Raw genomic sequence first — 18,617 nt, 5'->3', positions numbered from 1 at the left:
AATTAAAAATAATTCTTTTGAAAGTCTTAATCTGTTGGGAAACTTTAAATTAAAAATCAAATGGATAGAAGACAATTTATAATTGGGAATTCTCTTGCTGTAATAGGATTATGTATTCCGTTTTCGGCGAAAGCCTTTAATTTTTTGGAAGGTCTCAAACTTTCAGATTTCGAGAAAAAGCTTAAACCAATTGGACGTGCTTTGGAATTTGAGGATTATTACGTTTGGTGCAACAGTCCTATTGAAGGGCCTGATGGGAAAATTCATGTGTTTTTTTCCAGATGGAAAAAATCAAAATCAATGAGCGGCTGGATCAATGGTTCTGAAATAGCTCACGCAGTTGCAGATCAACCAAAAGGGCCTTACGAATATGTGAGTACTATTTTAGCGCCAAGAGGCGAAGGCTTTTGGGATGCAACAACATGCCATAATCCTAGTATTCATTTCGTAGATGGCAAATATGCACTTTTTTTTATGGGAAATTCCAATGGAAAAATGAACACCAAACGTATAGGTTTAGCCATTTCAGATTCGCTTTATGGTCCTTGGGAAAGACCAGATCAGCCTTTATTGCTTCCAGGAGAAAAGGATGAATGGGATGATCTGCTGACTACAAATCCGTCTTTTTTAAAACATCCAAATGGAGAATATTGGCTGTATTATAAATCATTGGATACTGAGAATTATGAGCATCCAAAATTTCCCATAAAAGGAAATAGAAAATATGGACTTGCAGTATCAAAATCATTAACAGGACCTTACGTTAAATATGAGAAAAACCCAGTAATTGACTTTTCTAAACTTGGAGATAATAAACAATGCGAAGATGCTTTTGTTTGGTATGAGAATAAAAAATTTAAAATGCTGGCTAGAGATATGGGAGTTTTCGGTATGGACTATGGTTTGTATATGGATTCTGATGATGGGATTCACTGGAACGATCCTCAGGTTTCTTATCAGCCATTAAATAAATACATCAAACAGCCTGAAGCGCCCAAACATTTAAATCGTTATGGACGTGCAGAACGCCCTCAGCTTTTGTTTCAGAAAGGAAAAGCAACTTATTTATTTACAGCTTCGCAAGGAGGAAAATATGAAACCTCTTCGGCTTTTATTTTTAAAATTAAGTAAAAACAAATTTAGAAGTCGATAATTAAAGGTAAAAATAATGGAAGTTTAAAAACTTCAATTTTAGAAATAGAATTGTGTTTTTTTTATTGTTTTTAGAATTTGATTTTTTAAGTTCATTGAGTTTTCCTGCAAGGTTTTCAAAACCTTGTAGGTTAAATAGTGCATGTATTTAAATTAAAACTATTTAAAATGAAAAATCTCCCAGCTATTTAAAGGATAACTGGGAGATAATCAAAAAATAAACACAAACTATCTTTAGAACGAGTATCTTAAGCCAAGCTGTCCTTGGAATCTTGAAGCTAACTGATCTATTGTATAAGGTGTAGAAGTTGGTTTTTGGAAAGTGTAAGTTGGATCGCCTGTTGCAACACCGCCTAAGTTTCCAGATTTAGTTAAACCAATACTTGCTGTTGAATTATAAGTGTTTGGAACAAAATAGCTTCTTCCCCAATCTTTGTTGATAAGGTTTCCGATATTGGCCATGCTGAATGAAATTTGGAAAGTACCTACTTTGGTTATTTTAATTTCGTCCATTAATTTTAAGTCAGCTTGAATGTTCCATGGAGTTGTATCACCATTTCTTTGCGTGAATGTTCCTCTTCTGCTTTTTAAATAGTCATTTCCGTTAATGAATGCTTCGTAATCTGCCACTTGCTGTGCAGCTGTTGCTGAAGGAACTCCTGCAGCACTTACCCCAATATATTTTGCTGCTTCTGCTGCATCTTTAAAGATATAAGCTAATCCTGCTGCTTGTCCTGTTCCGGCAATTGTAGAGTTTACAAATCCCCAAGAGAATGGATTTCCAGATTGTGCATTAAAATATACGTTAGCAGAGAAAGTGTTGTTTTCAGCCAATTTTACAGCATATCCAACATTAGAAACAATTCTGTGTTTGATGTTGAAGTTTGAAGTTGCCAATTGAGGATCATTCGGAGTTAACGATTGGTTCATTTGGAAGTTACTTTCCATAGAGTTACGAATTCCATTAGTTACGTCTTTAGAATCTCCGTAAGTATAAGCTACCATAAAGTTTAAACCAAAATCGTATGTTTTAGAAATCATTTCTGTTATGCTGTAACGGTATCCTTTATTCGTATTAGACAACAAATAAGCATTTGAAAAAGCGGCATTGATATTAGCAGCATAAATCGGCATCTGATGATTGGTGTCGTAAGAGAAATAAGTTGGATTATCTGTCTTATTTACTTGCTGGAATTCTAAATCACGGATTACTTTAGTGTACATTCCTTCAGTAGTAAATTTATATCCGTTGATTATTTTGTCTATTGCAAGTGAGTTTCTTAAAACAGCTGGCATTTTGAATTTGTTGTCAATTAAATCAGCCTGAACTTTTGGAGTTGCATCGTGGTATCCGTTTAATCCATTTGGAGCTAAAGGATCTCCAGCTGCTGCAACTTGAGCCGCAGTTAAATTGTTTTTGTCATAACTTCCGTAACCTACACCATCATTGTAGTAAGCATATCCTAACCATGCAAAAGGAACTCTACCTGTGAATACTCCAGAACCACCTCTTAAAACTAATGTTTTGTCTTCGTCAACATTATAAGTAAATCCGATTCTTGGAGAAACTAAAGCTGAACCAAAGAAATTGTTTTTGATTTGGCTTAAAGGCGTATAAGTATACGTTGTCCCATAATTTGGATCTGCTGGAGAGTTTTGAACCTGCTGGCTTAATTTTGGTTTAGTCGGCATATCGGTATAATCTACTCTCACACCTGGAGTTACTTTTAATTTGCTTCCAATTCTAATTTCATCCTGAACATAAGCACTGTAAAGGTTTACGTTAAATTGTGCATAAGGATTATTGAAAATTTCATCTCTTGAAGAACCATCAAACGGATAAGTTCCACGTACACGAGTTGGTAGTTTGTTGTAGAAATCGGCAAGAGATTTATAAGAGATTCTTCCGTTAAGTGCATTTACAAATCCGTAGTTGATATCGTAGAATTCGTTGTGAGTACCAAACAATAAAGTATGATTTCCTGTTTTATAAGTAAGGTTGTCTGTAATTTCAGTCGTGTTTTGTTTCATGTTGAAAACAGTAGCTTCACGATCGTTTCCTAAGAAAATAATTCCTCCATTATAACCAATTTCTGTCTGTGGGAACATAATATTGCTTGATTTCGGATCACGGTAATCTTTAATTGCAGAATAACTTGCTATGAATGAGTTTGACCATTGGCTGTTGAAATGACTTTTTAATTCTAAAACCGTACTGATTGCTTGGTTTTTCTGAGTAAAATCCATTCCAGAAAATCTAAAGTTTGCCGCGTCGCGCTCTAGGTTTGTTGCTTGAGAAATAACTGTATTGTTTCTTAATGAAATAGAGTGTTTTTCGTTAATTTTCCAATCTAACTTATTGAAGAATTTCTGGCTTTTAGAAAAGTTATTGTAAGCACCATACGTTCCTGGATCAAAACCGTAGTTTGTTTTAACAAAGTTTGAAATTTGTTCAGCGGTAGCATTATCCAATAATGAAGTTAATTTTCCATCTGAATTAGTTTGTCCTGCATTATAAAAAATAGGGTCTGTTCTTTCTGCATATTCCATATTGGTAAAGAAGAATAATTTGTCTTTTACAATTGGAAGTCCTACTCTAAAACCAACTTGGTAATCACCAAAAGCACTTGGCATTTTTGATCCGTCACCAGCATTGTTAGGGCCGGTAATTGCTGCACTTCTTCCGTAACTGTAAATAGATCCTGTTACAGTGTTTGTACCGCTTCTTGTTACAGCATTTACGCTTCCTCCTAAAAAGTTTCCTAATTTAATATCATAAGGAGCAATGTAAACTTGAATATCTTGAATCGCATCTAAACTGATAGAGTTAGAACGCGTACTGCTTCCTGGCATTCCAGAAGTTCCAGATTGACCTCCTAAAGACGGACTGAAACCAATAGCATCATTATTAATAGAACCGTCAATTGTTACGTTATTGTATCTGAAGTTAGTTCCAGCAAAAGAGTTGTTGGAACTTTGAGGCACTAATTTCGTAACATCCTGAATTCCTCTGTTGATTAACGGAAGACCATTTACTTGTTTTTCGCTAATATTGGTACCATTGTTTTTAGAAGAAGGTTTAGAACCTGTTATAACTACTTCTTCCAAAACATTATTGTCAGCTTTTCCAACTACAATAGTTGGTAAATCATTGTCTCCTAAAGCTAAATGAATTTGAGCATTAGAATAATCTTTGGTTCCAGAACTTTTAATTTCTAATTCGTAAGGCCCGCCTGCATTTAAGTTTTCGAAGCTAAAGCGTCCTTGTTTGTCTGTTGTAGCTTTGTAAACGGCATTTGTAGGCAAATGTGTCAAGGTTACTTCAGCACCTGTAAGAGGGCTTGTACCATCATTAACTCTGGCGGATAAAGATGAGGTTGTAATTTGGGCAAAAATGTTTCCTATTGTAAGGAGCATCAGAGCCGTAAAAAAGAGTCTTAGTTTTGTCATGTTGTTTATTAGTTTTTATTTCACGACAAATAAAATCCCTTTACTTCGATTCGATTTAAGGCTAATGTTAACGTAAAATCAAAAAACAATTCTTTGTTAACTTAAGATAAACAAGATGTTATTTGATAAAAAAACGGCTATCCCTTTAAAATCAATAGGTTTGTGCTAAAGCCCATAAAATAGGGGATTAGACTTAGATTTAAAGTAGATTAGAGATAGATTAGAGTATTATGCAAATGTTACCAAACTTAAAAAATAGAATTTTAGAAGAATAAAAAAGCATTAATTTTTATATGACTATCTGCTAAAAAGACTCATAATTTACTAAAGCAAATTAATGACACAGATAAAACGGATTTACTTCGTAAAAACGCGGATTAAAACGGATTTTATGCAGATTAATAAAAAATCCGTCTTAATCCGTGTCTTCGCGTTAGCGAATCAGTATCATCCGCGTGCTATTTTTAAAATTAGTACAAGTAACGGATAGTCATAAATTTTTATGCAGAAATTTAGGGAAACAGAAGAGAAAAAACAGTGCCTTTTTCTAGTTCAGAATCTACAGTTAAAGTTATGTTGTGACGCTTCAAAATCTGCATGGTAATAAAAAGCCCTAATCCTTGACCTTGAATATGTCTTGTGCGATCACTTCTAAAAAACAAATCGAAAATAGATTCGATATCTTTCTGATCAATTCCCGAACCCTGATCTGTAATTTTTAAAAGAAGTTTTCCGTTTTCTTCTAATGCAATTACGTTAACTGGTAAAGGAAATGAAAACTTAATGGCGTTGTCTATAATATTATAAAGTGCAATAAAAATCATGTGTCTGTTGGCATGCACAGTTAATAAATCTTCATTATTTATAATCGCATCCAGATTAAGCGCTATTTTGACTGTCGGATATTCTATGGCTTTCTTTTCCAGTATACTCCATAAAATTTCATCAATGCGAATGTTTTCCATTTGATGCGGTTCTGAAAGTTCCAGTCCAGACAGAATCAATAATCCGTCTAATGTGTATTTTAAATGAAGTGTATCTTTTCTAAGGGATTTTAGTACTTCTTCATATTGTTCGTTTGTTCTCGAATGTTGTAAAGCAACTTCAATATCACCGATAATAATAGTAAGCGGTGTTTTTAGTTCATGAGAAGCATTTTTAAGAAAATTTTTCTGCATGCTCACACCGTTTTCCAGTCTTTCTAAAAGATAATTAAAGGTGGTAATCAATTCCTTTATTTCATCTTTTCCGCTGGCTGTAGGCAATTCGAGCCTCGAATGCAGATTTTCTGTTGTAATAGTGTTTACTTTTGAGATAACATCTTCAAAAGGCCTGAAAGTCTGTCTGGACAAAAATCTTCCCAAAAGATAATTGAGTACAATTCCAACTATATAAAAAAGTATAAATACAATAGCCAGCCTTTCGAGCTGCTGGTTTCCCACATCATCAATTCCAGAGACAACAATAATAAAATCACCTTGGTTGTCTTTGTAATAAAGCCCAGTAAATTGACGGTTATCTACAGTGAAATGTAATATTCGGTCTTTCGAAATAGCCTTCAATTCATGATCACCTAATTTAATGGGTACATCATCATGCAAATACACTTTTTTACTTTTTGCATTGTAGATTCTGATGGACTGGTTTGTTATTTTATTATACTGAGTTTCTATTTCTTCATAACTAACACTATCCATTTTAGTAATCTCATCTTTTTCAAAATAGAAAAAGGCTGTTATTAAGGCGCTGTCTTCCAGTCTTTCGTAATAAAGATCTTTTCGGTGGTTTTTAAAAAGCAAAAAAGATCCAATCAGAAGAAGTCCGACAATAAAAGCAAAGAGTATTGTAGAATTTACAGCTAGTTTATTCTTGAGATTCATGGGACTTCTTTTTTAGCATATACCCAGTTCCTTTTACAGTATGAATAAGCGGTTCAGTAAAATTCTTGTCCACTTTATTTCTTAAGTAATTTATATAAACATCTACAGTATTGGTATTCATGTCTAAGTCTAGATTCCAAACCGCCTCGGCTATTGCTATTCTTGATAGCGCTTTTTCACGGTTTTTCATAAAGAAAATCAAAAGTTTAAGTTCTCTTGAGGAAAGATTTAATTCTTTCCCATCTCTAGAAGCACTCTGCTCTTTCATATTGATTTCAATTCCCGCATAAGATTGAAAATCTAAAATTCCCGCACTAAATTCGGCTCGGCGCAGCTGTGCGTTAATTCGAGCCAAGAGTTCTTCAAATAAAAAAGGTTTAGCCAAATAATCATCGGCTCCAGCCTGTAGTCCTTTAATTTTTTCTTGAGGCGTATCGAGAGCACTCAAAATAAGTATCGGTACTATTATTTTTCTGCTTCTTAAAACCTCGCAGACTTCAAAACCCGTAATATCTGGAAGCATAATGTCAAGAATGATAATGTCAAAATCATTTTCTGTGACAGCATTAATCGCGTCGTATCCTTTAGAAACGGTTTTTACCTGATAAAGATGTTCTTCCAAACCTCTTAAAATGAAAGAAGCCACTCTTGGGTCATCTTCAACTAATAGTACTTTATTCATGGATGAATAGTGTTGCTAAATAAAACTATGCAATTTTAGGTAATATAATAATCACTATTTGTCTTTAACGGATTAATTTTTTTACCGTTTAATTCCAGCAGTGTATTTTCGATCATTTCAGCCATCGTATCTAAAGCAAGGTCATTGGGTTGCATGCCAAAAGGATCTTCCAATTCATCAGCAATAGCTTCAAGCGCAACAAAAGTATAGGCAATAAATACAATTATGAAAGGAGTAATCCAGCCCAATGTTTCGACAAATCCAAATGGAAGCATAAAACAATAAATGTAAACGGTGCGGTGCAATAATACACTATAAGTATAAGGAATAGGAGTGCTGGCAATTCGTTCGCATCCACCTACAATATCCGAAAGTTTGTTCAGATTTTCTTCAAAAGCCAATTGGGTAACGCTGTCAATTTTACCGTCTGCTTTTGCTTTTTTGATCCAATTTCCGAGTTCTCTTAAAATGATGATTGGTTTGTAGCGAACTTCTTTTAGACTTTCAGCAAATTCATTTTCAAGCAATCGTTTCAAATCTTCTTCAGCATTGGTATGTCTCAATTGATGTTTTAGGCTGTAAACAAAAGCGATTAGGAGATCGATAAATTCATCACGTTTCGTTTCATATTCTTTATCATTAATAAGAGAAATGCTTTGTCTGGCAAGGGAACGGGTATCATTGAGAAGTGCGCCCCAAAGTTTCCTTCCTTCCCAAAAACGATCATAACTTACATTGTTTCTAAAACCAAGAAATATGGCAAGCGTTATTCCAAATAAAGTAAAAGCGGCCGGATTGATATGCAGATTATGTTCTAATAAAAAAGATTTAAAATAAACCACCGAAAGAGAAAACAGCAGTAATAAAAGAAGTCTTGGAAGTAATTGTGGTAAAACAGAGCCATTCCACTCAAAAAGCATTTTGAACCAATTCGTTTTTTTCTTGATTATCATTGGATGAGTAAAGAATTTTAATACTATAAAAGTAATTAAAAGTATAGAATTTTGGAGTATAAAAACAGCAGTAATATTTGTTTTTGATAATTGAAAAAGAGTAAGTAAAAGAGTTCAAAAAGTTTTATATTTGAGAAATACTATTCTATAAAAGCACAATCGAAGTTTCATTTTAATTCAAGCACTTTATGAAGATATTTTTTATGAGAGCAATGTTGTTTTTAATGTTCTTAACTTTTTTTTCCTGTGAAACCAAAAAAGAAAAACCGGAACCAAAGCCATACAAAGCAGGTGTAATTTTATCTTTTGATGATGCTTATGTCGATGAATGGGCTGAAGCTGATAATGCTTTGAAAAAGTATAATTGGAGAGCTACTTTTAATGTCTGCAGAATAGATTCTATTGGAGCTCCTGAAATTAAAAAGCTTCTCGAAATGCAAAAGTACGGGCACGAAATTGCGGGCCATGGTTATCATCATTACAACGCCGTAAAATTTGTGCAGCAAAACGGAATAGATGCTTACATGCAACAAGAAATAAATCCTATGATTGTTTCGATGAAAAAGAAAGGTTTCAATGTAACTTCTTTTGCTTATCCTTACGGAGAAAGATCTGATGAACTGGATAAAGCGCTATCTCCAGATTTTAAAATTATTCGAGGAAGAGCTTTTGGAGGTGAACTTCCAGAAAAGCAAGACAGTTATTTTAATAATTCAAAAATTGTCTTTGCTTTTGATATTGATAACAGTCATATTCATTTTAGTATTCCGTATCTTTTAGAATTACTGGATTATGCTAAAAAACACAACAAAATTTTAATTCTATGCAGTCATAAACCAGTTAAAGAAGTAACTGAAAATTATCAAACAAAAATTGAAACTTTAGAATTTGTCTGCCGTTATATGAAGCTTAATGATCTTAAGTTTTATACTTTGTCAGATTTAGATGATTTACTTCCTAAAAAATGACAGATTTAATTTTCATTAATTTTTGCTTAGAAATAGAATTCAAAAGTAGCATTGAATACGTTTGCAAATAATTTATTACATGTAATAAAATTAATTATATTAGCTTTTACAAAAGGCAGTGAGCATCTCTTTTTCACTAGCTGAAAAGACAATTCAAAATCAAATTTAGCGGTGTTTGACTGGGCAATTTAAAAACTAACGGTACTTTTTTATACAGTAAGCGGAACAATGGAGTTAACAGAGAATCAAAATTTATTTCAGACTATTTTTGACTCAACAGCCAATGGCATTGCCGTAATTCAATCTGTATATGATAATCAAGAGATTACAGATTTTTCGATATTGTTTTTAAACTCTGCAGCATCAAAGCAGGTAAACGATTTAAACTATAAAGGCAGACTTTATAGCGAAGTTTTTCCAGGGATAAAAGAAAATGGCATTCTGGAAAAATTTATTCATACAGCATCAACCGGTATCGCATCAGATTTTGAATGCAGATACACCATCAACGGTTTAAAATATTGGTACAGATTTACACTTGTAAAACAAGGAGAATTATTGATTGTTACTACAGAAAATTTAACCAAAAGAAAAAAGACAGAGATAGCGCTGAAAAGTGCTTTGGAAACTGCTGAAAAACAAACTCGATTTTATCATTCCATTACCAATACAACTCCAGATTTGGTATATGTTTTTGACCTTTCTTATAAATTTACTTATGCAAACAAGGCTTTACTCACCATGTGGGGGAAATCTGCTGAAGATGCTATTGGAAAAGGTTTGAGAGATAACGGATATGAAGAATGGCATGCAGCAATGCATGAAAGAGAAATCGATGAAGTAGTCGCTTCTAAAAAAATAATCAGGGGAACGGTGTCTTTTCCGCATGCTGAACTAGGAAGGAGAGTTTACGATTATATTTTTGCCCCTGTTTTTAACGAAGAAGGTGAAGTAGAAGCAATTGCCGGAACTACTCGTGATATTACAGAAATAAAACAGGCAGAAGAAAAACAGCTTTTGGCAAGCAAAAAAGTAGAAGAAAGCGAAGCGACTTTAAAATCAATGATCGATCAAACTCCTTCGCCGACTTTAATTTTAATGGGCGATGATTTGGTTATAAAACAAATCAATAAACATATGCTCGCTATGATTGGGCGTGGAGAAGAAATTATCGGAATGCCTTTGATTGATGTTTTGCCTGAATTGAAAGGACAGTATGTTTGGACTCAGGTTCAAAATGTGTATAATGAAGGAACTCCTTTTGATCAAAGCGAAGTTCTGGTACAGCATAACAGAACAGGAGTAATGCGCGACTATTATTATAATTTGGCTTATCGTCCGTTGATTGAAGATGGAAAAATAACCGGAATGATTCAAGTGGCCGTTGATGTTACCGAGCAGGTTGTAGCGCGTAAAAAAATGGAAGAAAGTGAAAACCGTTTCCGTGTTTTGGTAAATGCTTCCTCGGATTTTGTTTTTCGAATGAATGCTGATTGGACGGTAATGCGTAATCTGGAAGGAATTGATTTGCTCTCTGATGAAGGAGATGTTGTTTTTAACTGGATAGATAAATTCATCTATATTGAAGATCAGGAAAAAGCTTTAAGACTTATTGCAGATGCCATTGCAGATAAAAAAATATTTGAGATGGAACATCGGGCTTTAAAACCAGATGGAACTTTGGGCTGGACATTTTCGAGAGCAATACCAATATTAGATGATCAAAATAATATTATTGAGTGGTTTGGTGCTGCGGGCGATATTTCTTCTCAAAAAGAGGTACAGCAAATTATTAAAGACAGTGAAGAAAAATTTCGTCAGCTGGCAGATTTGGTGCCACAAGTAATTTGGACAGCAAAACCAGATGGTTATGTGGATTATTACAATAAGCGTTGGTATGAATATACTGGATTGGAAGAAGAAAAATTTGGAGATGAAAGCTGGGTTCCAATGCTCCATCGTGATGATGTATTGCCAGTACTCGAAGCGTGGTACATAAGCGTACAAGGTGGCAGCAGTTATCAGTTAGAATTTCGATTAGAAAATAAAAATACAGGGCTGTATCGCTGGTTTTTAAGTAAAGCCGTTCCAATACGCGATAAAACGGGAGTTATTGTAAGATGGTTTGGAACTTGTACAGACATACACGAACAAAAAACAATTACCGAAAAATTAGAAAGTCTCGTTGCCGATAGAACCAAAGAGTTACAGCGATCTAATGAAGATTTGCAACAGTTTGCCCATGTAGCTTCTCATGATTTAAAAGAACCGGTGCGAAAGATAAAAACGTTTACCAGCAGATTGGAAGAACATCTGGAAGATAAACTAGATGAGTCGGCGGCAAGATTTATTGGAAGAATTCATGTTGCAGCAGATCGTATGTTTAACATGATCGATGGGGTTTTAATGTATTCTAAGATTAATGCCAATTTACAAAAGGCTACATTGGTGGATCTTAATGATGTTTTAAAAAATATCGAAAGTGATTTAGAAGTCTCTTTGCAGAATACAAAAGGAGAGATTCATTATAATGACTTGCCAAAGCTAGAAGGAGCTTTGGTATTGTTGTACCAGCTTTTTTATAATTTGATTAATAATTCTATTAAATTTGCTAAAAATGGAGTACCGCCTAAGATTATAATATCCTCAAAAATAATCATGGAGAATCAAAAAGTGATTGCCCTAATGACGGTTGAGGATAATGGAATTGGTTTTGAAAATGAGCAGTCTGCACAAATTTTCGAAACTTTTACAAGACTTAACTCTAAAGATGTTTACGAAGGAACAGGTTTAGGATTGTCACTTTGTAAAAAAATAGTGGAGCGGCACGGAGGAAGTATTACAGCGGTTGGGAGACCTTATGCAGGAGCGGTGTTTACAATAAAGCTTCCTTTAAAGCAACAAGATAATGGAATTTAAGTATGAGCAAAAGAATAATTTTACTGGCTGACGACGATACGGATGACACCGAAATGTTTTGTGAGGCACTAGAAGAAATAAATGAAAATATTACCTGCCACTGTGCAGAAAATGGAAATGAAGCGTGGAAAATACTTAATGAAATCACCGAAAAGCCACAGCTTATTTTTCTAGATCTTAACATGCCAGTCATGAATGGCTGGGATTGTCTTAAATTGGTTAAAAATGAACCCGTTTATAAAGATATACCCGTAATTATGATTTCGACTTCTTCTCATAAAAATGATATCGAAATGGCTTCCCAATTAGGGTCTATTTGTTATTTGGTCAAGCCAAACAGTTTTAACGGTTTAAAACAATTGCTGCGGGTAATCACCTCTAATCTGGGAACGGATTTAAGAGAGACTCTAATTAATTTAAAAGAAAGCGACCCAGACCATATTTTTATCTGCGAGGGAAGTCAGTAAAAAAAGATTAATCTTTTTTTACTCCTAGCTGTATTTTAAATTTACCATAATATGGATTTTCTGCCATTAAGGAATGTCCAATTACCAATATATAACTTCCTTTTTGTTTTAGCGGTATTTTTAACTCCATTCCAAACGGGCCGTCTGAAGTTTTATCAGGTAAAATAATCTGATTGAAACGGATATTTCCTTTGCCTGTTGCCGGAACAATTTCTGCTTTTAATTCGCCTGAATCTTCAGCTTTAAACTTGATATACACTTTTGAGTTTATAGAATCTAAAGCACTTTCTGCGATAAACAGGTTTTCTTTGTTTTCAAAATTCATGAAAACAGTATCACCTATTTGTTTGTTCTCATTTTTATTTTCTTTTTTGACAACAACGGGTGCTGCGGATTCAACAGTTTTAGTACTGTCTTTCCTTTGCTGGCAGGACAAAATAGAAATGGAGATTAAAAGAAGCAGTATGTTTTTCATAAAAGTATATTATCCTATAATTTCAAAAGTGCCAGGTCTTTCTTCGTTTTTGTCATATTCACCAGCAAGATTTTCATTGGAATCTTCTTCTTCCCAGTCATTTTCATCGTATTCAGATTCAAAATCATATTCAAGGTTATCTTCCAATTCCCCAAGTTCCAGATTGTAATGATTAGAAGCAGATAATCTATTGGTATAATCCCCTTCTAAATAATCATCATAATTTAGTAGTAATTGTTCTTCGTACGAATTCATTTCGTTTGCAAATTCTTCGGGTAAGTAATTTTCATATCTCATGTCAATCAATTTAAAATTAATAATGTTTAATTGCTTTTAGCTTATTCTAAAATTAGACTTTTAAAAGGCGAATTATTTTATATAATTTTCGCACTGCGTTGTGAAATTTTCATTTAATGAGAATTGGGATTTTTGGAAATTATTTTCAAATGCTTTTCCTTCTTTAATTCTTTATTGTTGGAACTTTTATATAATTTTACAGTCTATGTATGAAATATTCCAAAAATATCTAGATGATAAAGTAACACTGTCCCAGTCAGAATCTGATTATATTCAATCCTTTGCTATTATTAAAAAACTTCGTAAAAGACAATATCTGCTGCAGGAAGGTGATATTTGGAAATACGATGCTTTTATCACAAAAGGCTGTTTGCGAACTTATACTGTAGATGAAAAAGGAAGCGAGCATGTAAATAGTTTCAGTATTGAGAATTGGTGGACAGGAGACAGAGAGAGTCTGTTATTGCAGCAGCCGTCGCGTTTTAATATCGATGCTATCGAAGACAGTGAACTGGTATTGTTTACGCACGAGAATTTTGAAATGCTTTGTCATGAAATTCCAGCTTTTAATAATATGGTAAATGGCATACTGCAAAAAAGTTTTATAGCAGCTCAAAACCGAATCCAAGCTTCGCTGAGTTTTACTGCAGAAGAAAAGTATTTAAACTTTATAACAAAATACCCAGGATTTGCTTCGCGAATACCGCAAACGATGATTGCATCGTATCTCGGAATGACACCAGAAACTTTAAGTCGTATAAGGAAACAAACCGCAAAAAAATAATCAGGGAGCTTTTAAGCTCCTTTTTTTATGCCTTATTCCAAAACACTTGATCTAAATCAAGTTTTTACTTATTTCTAATCAATGTACAGGTTTTGTATTCAACGCAACTTTGTAATGTTCAAAAGAAACAAATTTTATAACATTTAAAAATTAGAAATCATGTCAAAAACAATTTTCATTACAGGTACAAGTTCAGGATTTGGAAAACTTACAGCTATAACATTGGCAAATGCCGGTCATTCAGTAATTGCAGGAATGCGCAATACAACAGGTAAAAATGCAGAAGCAGCAAACGAACTTTCAAAGCTTCCAAATATTGAAGTAGTAGATATCGATATTACAGATGATGTTTCTGTAAAAGAAGCCTTTGAAAGAATATTGATCAAATACGGAAAAATAGATGTACTTATTAATAATGCGGCAGTAAGCGGTTTTGGTTTACTTGAAGGCTATTCAATCGATCAGGTGCGTAAAATGTTTGAAGTAAATGTTTACAGTGTTCTTCGCACTTATCAAGCAGTTCTTCCTTCTATGAGAAAAGAAAAAAACGGACTTATTATAAACATCACTACTGGAGCAAGCGGACATACACTTCCTTTTATGATTCCTTATATCTCGTCAAAATTAGTAGTAGAAAGTTTTACTGAAGGATTACAAGATGAGTTAGCAGATTACGGAATTGAAAATGTGAGCATTCAGCCAGGTGTTTATCCAACAGAGATGAACAACGGTTCAAAAGCAGGAATCAATGCTGATAAACAAGAAATTATTGATCAATATGGCACTGCGGCAACAGATAAATTTAATGCTTTAGGCTCAGCTTTATTTGGAAAAATGGCTCAGTTTGACATGAATCCGCAGACTATTGCCGATGGAATTCTGGAATTGGTTAATATGAAAAAAGGAGAGAGACCACTTCGTTTTCCGCTTGATGCCATTGCACAAGGAACAGATAAAGAATTCATCGAAGCCCGTGCGGCTATTAAAGCAAAATGGTTAGCCGCTTACAGTAATTAATTTTCATTCATTAAAAAACACATCAAATAGTAAATCATGAAAACACATTATAAATCAAATCAAAAAGTACAAACATCAGCAATTGCTTTATTAAATCTATTCTTTTTCTTTTCAGCTTCAGACAAAGCAGTTGCTCAAAATAATGCAGGAATTTTAGGAATCGATCATATTGGTATTAATGTTCCAGATTTAAATCAAGCGATACCGTTTTTTACGGATGTTTTAGGTTTCACGCCAGTAACGCAGCTTGGGCCAATACCATTGGATGTCAATTGGAAAGAAGCAAATCATATCAACCCGAGTACAGGAGCAGTAACAATCAAAATGATAAATGCCGGTACAGGCGCCAGTATTGAAGTTTTTAGCTACGCTGATAATAAAGGCAGTAAAGCACATCCGAATTCTGATGACATAGGAGCTTCACATATTGCTTTTTATACATCGGATATAAATGCGTCAGTAAAATATCTAAAAAGTAAAGGCGTAAAAGTATTAGGAGAACCATTCTTGACGCCTTCAGGAGACACTGCAGGTGAATCATGGGTATATTTTGAAACGCCTTGGGGATCTAAAATGGAACTGGTTTCGTATCCAAATGGAAAAGGATATGAAAATTCGAATCCAAAAACAGTTTTATGGTCGCCAAAAAATAATTCTCATCAAAAAACATCAGACAAAGATTTTGATACTAAAAGAAATACGGAAATAATCGAAAATCATTTGAAAATCTGGAATGAAAAAGAGGAAGCGAAACGTAATGCTTTATTAGATCAATTTTATGCTTCTGATGTTGAAATGGTAGATCGTCATTTCATAGCAATAGGGCAGAAGGAAATCAGTAAATTTATTGTAGAGCTTCAGCAAAAAAATCCTGATTTCAGTTTTAGTGCTAAATCGTTGGAAACAAATCATAATATCGTTCGTTTGTATTGGCAATTTGGTTCAAAAGCAAAACCAGCGGTGGTTTCCGGAATGGATTTGTTTGTAATTGAAAATGGTAAAGTGCAGAAGTTGTATGTTTTTGTTGATGAGAAAAAATAAATCTTAAATCCTTCTACTAGAATTAAAAAGCCAGAAAAAAATACTTTCTGGCTTTTTAATTGTTTTTAAACGGTTTTTAAAACACCACCATCAGCTCTTAATGATGAACCATTAGTTGCTACAGCTAAAGGACTTGAAAGATAAACTGCGAGCGAAGCAATCTCATTTGGATTTATAAAACGCTGTAATAAAGAATGCGGATTGGTCTGCTGCATGATGATGTTCTTCATTTGTTCGGTTTCGATGTTTTGCATAGATGCGATTTGTTCTATGGTTGACGCTACGCCATCAGAATAAGTTGGGCCACCTAGAATTGTATTTACGGTAACCTCAGTTCCAATTGTGAGTTTAGATAAACCATTACTCACGGCTGTCATGGCTGCTTTCGTCATTCCGTAATGAATCATATTTCCCGGAATGTTGACGCCGGATTCACTGCTGATAAAAATAATTCTTCCTGTTTTTTTCTCAAGCATTTGTGGTAAAAGTTTTTTTGAAAGGCGAATACTGCTCAATACGTTAATTTCAAATATTTTGTACCAATCTTCCTCTTCGATGTCTTCAAAATCTTTTAAATCGAAAATTCCAACGTTATTAATTAAGATATCAATATCATTTAATTGGTTTAATAAATTGGTTACTTCATCTTTCTTTCCAAAATCAGCTTTAATGCCTGAGATTTTTGCATCAGGAAATTCAGATTGTAATTTTTGAACTGCTAGTTTTGTTTTTTCTTCATTTCTACCATTGATAATTACTTCAGCTTTTTCAGCTACTAATTGCTGTGCAATCGCGTACCCAATTCCTTGTGTTGAACCGCTGATAAAAGCTCTTTTTCCTTCTAATTTTAAATTCATCTTTGTTATATTTATTTTTGTAATGATTGATACATAAATAATCAAAAAAATTAGCTGATAACAGCTAATTGCATTTCGATTTGATCTTTTAGGACATTTTCGTCGGGATACATTCTTCGGAGTGTATTGAGTCCGCACCAAAATGTGATGAGGTATTTTCCCAGAATTTCGGGAGCAGTTTTTGTTTTTATAGTTCCTTTTAGCTGTTCCGTTTTTATCACTTCAGTAAACATTTGTTCGACTTCTTTTAAAATCTGAACAGCGCTGGATTCGAGATCTTCATCGATAAAAGTCATTTCGACAACGGTATTGGCAATTATACATCCTTTTAAATGTTCGTTTTGATCCGCTTTTGCAATACTTCTGAAAAAATCTTTTATTAATTCTAATGAAGATTCGCTATTGCTTAATTCATCTTGAAATGCAGTGAAAGCCAGCCTGCGTTCCTGAACAGCTTTCTGAAAGACTTCTTTTTTTCCTCCTTTAAAAGTATTGTAAAAGCTTCCGGCGCCCGCACCGGTTGCCTTTTGTAAATCACTTAGTGAGGTTGCACTATAACCTTTCTGCCAAAAAACTTCCTGTGCTTTTTTTATGATATTAGAATCTTCATAAATGGTAGGTCTTCCTCTCATTTGTTTTTATTTTGTAATGATTGATACAAAATTATATAAAAATTAGTTTCATACCAATTTTCAACTGAATTATTTATAAATAAAAGTAACAGAACACTCATTTATAGGGAAGTGTTCTGTTATTTGAAATCTAATTATTTTTAATTTTTTCACGAAATTCAAGAGGAGCCATGTGCGTTCTTTTTTTAAAAAACGTACTGAAGGATTGCGGATGTTCAAAACCAAGATCATAAGCAATTTCACTCACGGACAAAGTAGTTGCTGATAATTTCTCTTTGGCCTTATTGGTAAGCTTTTCGTAAATATGTTCTTTTGTATTTCGGCCGGTATGAATTTTCAGGAAATCGCTAAGATAATTGGGAGAAAGATTCAGGGCTTCCGCAATTAAACCGACGCTTAAAAGACTTTTTTCTACCGTATCATTATTATAATAATCATTGATAAACCTTTCAAATTTTGTAAGCAGGGCATGACTGTTGTTTTTTCTCGTTAGAAATTGTCTTTCGTAGAATCGGCTTGAATAATTTAGAAGTAAATCAATCTGCGAAAGAATAATTTCCTGAGTATGACGGTCAATATGCTGGCATTCTTTGTCAATTCTATCCATAATTTCGATGAGATATTTTTCTTCCTGTTCAGACAAATGCAAGGCTTCATTTACGGCATAGGAGAAAAAACCAAAATCAAAGATTCTTTCTGCCAACGGATGTTTTAAAAGAAAATCTTCATGAAATATTAGCAAATAACCTGCTCCGCATTCCATAGTATGAAAATCCAGATACTGCACCTGATTGGGTGCCGTAAAACTGAGTACGCCTTTGTCATAATCATAATGTCCCTGACCATACCTAATTTTCCCCTTGGCCTCTCTTTTTAAAGCAACACAATAAAATTTATTGACAAAACCTTTCCAAATTTCATCTTCCAGAAAAATACTTTCAGATAAATTAATTACACTCACCATTGGATGTTTAGGCTCTGGAAGCGAAAGTAAGCGGTGAAAAGCAGATACAGATGCAATTGTGTTCATAACAGCGTCTTTT

Annotated in this window: 16 protein-coding genes; 7 read left to right on the top strand and 9 right to left on the bottom strand. The window is 33.8% G+C overall.

Annotation, left to right across the window (positions count from 1 at the left end; all coding sequences use genetic code 11):
- The first annotated feature begins 60 nt into the window (after nt 1-60).
- Nucleotides 61-1,131 (top strand): glycoside hydrolase family protein, encoded by a 1,071-nt coding sequence (locus P2W65_RS24065; RefSeq protein WP_289662121.1) that lies wholly within the window; start codon nt 61-63, stop codon nt 1,129-1,131.
- Between the two features lie 255 nt (nt 1,132-1,386).
- Here P2W65_RS24065 and P2W65_RS24060 read toward each other — a convergent pair whose 3' ends face one another.
- The 4 genes from P2W65_RS24060 to P2W65_RS24045 all read right to left on the bottom strand — a co-directional run bounded on the left by P2W65_RS24060 (nt 1,387) and on the right by P2W65_RS24045 (nt 8,117).
- Nucleotides 1,387-4,602 (bottom strand): TonB-dependent receptor, encoded by a 3,216-nt coding sequence (locus P2W65_RS24060; protein WP_289662119.1) that lies wholly within the window; start codon nt 4,600-4,602, stop codon nt 1,387-1,389.
- Between the two features lie 512 nt (nt 4,603-5,114).
- Nucleotides 5,115-6,482 (bottom strand): ATP-binding protein, encoded by a 1,368-nt coding sequence (locus tag P2W65_RS24055; RefSeq protein ID WP_289662116.1) that lies wholly within the window; start codon nt 6,480-6,482, stop codon nt 5,115-5,117.
- Complete coding sequence (locus P2W65_RS24050; RefSeq protein ID WP_289662114.1) at nt 6,466-7,164, bottom strand: response regulator transcription factor; 699 nt, start codon at nt 7,162-7,164, stop codon at nt 6,466-6,468. Before P2W65_RS24050 ends, P2W65_RS24055 begins: the two co-directional genes overlap by 17 nt.
- 35 nt (nt 7,165-7,199) lie before the next feature.
- Complete coding sequence (locus P2W65_RS24045; RefSeq protein WP_289662111.1) at nt 7,200-8,117, bottom strand: bestrophin family protein; 918 nt, start codon at nt 8,115-8,117, stop codon at nt 7,200-7,202.
- A 188-nt stretch (nt 8,118-8,305) separates the two neighbouring features.
- On the opposite strand from P2W65_RS24045, the gene P2W65_RS24040 reads away from it, so the two are divergent.
- The 3 genes from P2W65_RS24040 (at nt 8,306) to P2W65_RS24030 (ending at nt 12,471) form a co-directional block, all read left to right on the top strand.
- Entirely contained in the window at nt 8,306-9,085 is a 780-nt protein-coding gene (locus P2W65_RS24040) for a polysaccharide deacetylase family protein (protein WP_289662108.1), read from the top strand.
- A gap of 228 nt (nt 9,086-9,313) precedes the next feature.
- Nucleotides 9,314-12,004 (top strand): PAS domain-containing sensor histidine kinase, encoded by a 2,691-nt coding sequence (locus tag P2W65_RS24035; protein ID WP_289662106.1) that lies wholly within the window; start codon nt 9,314-9,316, stop codon nt 12,002-12,004.
- A 2-nt stretch (nt 12,005-12,006) separates the two neighbouring features.
- On the top strand, nt 12,007-12,471 hold the full coding sequence (locus P2W65_RS24030; protein ID WP_289662104.1) for a response regulator: 465 nt from the start codon (nt 12,007-12,009) through the stop codon (nt 12,469-12,471).
- 7 nt (nt 12,472-12,478) lie between these two features.
- Here P2W65_RS24030 and P2W65_RS24025 read toward each other — a convergent pair whose 3' ends face one another.
- Together P2W65_RS24025 and P2W65_RS24020 are read right to left on the bottom strand one after the other, a co-directional pair.
- Nucleotides 12,479-12,946: a hypothetical protein gene (locus tag P2W65_RS24025; protein ID WP_289662102.1), complete on the bottom strand. Its 468-nt coding sequence runs from the start codon at nt 12,944-12,946 to the stop codon at nt 12,479-12,481.
- Nucleotides 12,947-12,955: 9 nt separating this feature from the next.
- A complete protein-coding gene (locus P2W65_RS24020; RefSeq protein ID WP_289662100.1) occupies nt 12,956-13,243 on the bottom strand; it encodes a hypothetical protein in 288 nt (95 codons plus the stop codon).
- A gap of 205 nt (nt 13,244-13,448) precedes the next feature.
- Between P2W65_RS24020 and P2W65_RS24015 the strand changes: the two genes are divergently transcribed.
- From P2W65_RS24015 to P2W65_RS24005, 3 genes are all read left to right on the top strand, one after another.
- Entirely contained in the window at nt 13,449-14,027 is a 579-nt protein-coding gene (locus P2W65_RS24015) for a Crp/Fnr family transcriptional regulator (RefSeq protein ID WP_289662098.1), read from the top strand.
- Nucleotides 14,028-14,186: 159 nt separating this feature from the next.
- Entirely contained in the window at nt 14,187-15,044 is an 858-nt protein-coding gene (locus tag P2W65_RS24010; RefSeq protein WP_289662095.1) for an SDR family oxidoreductase, read from the top strand.
- Between the two features lie 36 nt (nt 15,045-15,080).
- Entirely contained in the window at nt 15,081-16,085 is a 1,005-nt protein-coding gene (locus P2W65_RS24005) for a VOC family protein (RefSeq protein WP_289662093.1), read from the top strand.
- Between the two features lie 65 nt (nt 16,086-16,150).
- On the opposite strand, the gene P2W65_RS24000 is transcribed toward P2W65_RS24005, so the two are convergent.
- From P2W65_RS24000 to P2W65_RS23990, 3 genes are all read right to left on the bottom strand, one after another.
- Nucleotides 16,151-16,942, bottom strand: coding sequence for an SDR family NAD(P)-dependent oxidoreductase (locus P2W65_RS24000; RefSeq protein WP_289662091.1), 792 nt, complete (start codon nt 16,940-16,942; stop codon nt 16,151-16,153).
- Between the two features lie 50 nt (nt 16,943-16,992).
- Nucleotides 16,993-17,574 (bottom strand): TetR/AcrR family transcriptional regulator, encoded by a 582-nt coding sequence (locus P2W65_RS23995; protein WP_289662089.1) that lies wholly within the window; start codon nt 17,572-17,574, stop codon nt 16,993-16,995.
- A 130-nt stretch (nt 17,575-17,704) separates the two neighbouring features.
- The gene (locus P2W65_RS23990; RefSeq protein ID WP_289662087.1) at nt 17,705-18,604 is read right to left on the bottom strand and encodes a helix-turn-helix domain-containing protein; all 900 of its coding nucleotides are present in this window, start codon (nt 18,602-18,604) and stop codon (nt 17,705-17,707) included.
- Between the last annotated feature and the right edge of the window lie 13 nt (nt 18,605-18,617).

The sequence above is a fragment of the Flavobacterium panacagri genome (assembly GCF_030378165.1).
GTDB classification, from domain to species: domain Bacteria; phylum Bacteroidota; class Bacteroidia; order Flavobacteriales; family Flavobacteriaceae; genus Flavobacterium; species Flavobacterium panacagri.
Note: the sequence above shows the minus strand (reverse complement) of the source record. Positions and strands in the feature narration are given on the sequence as shown.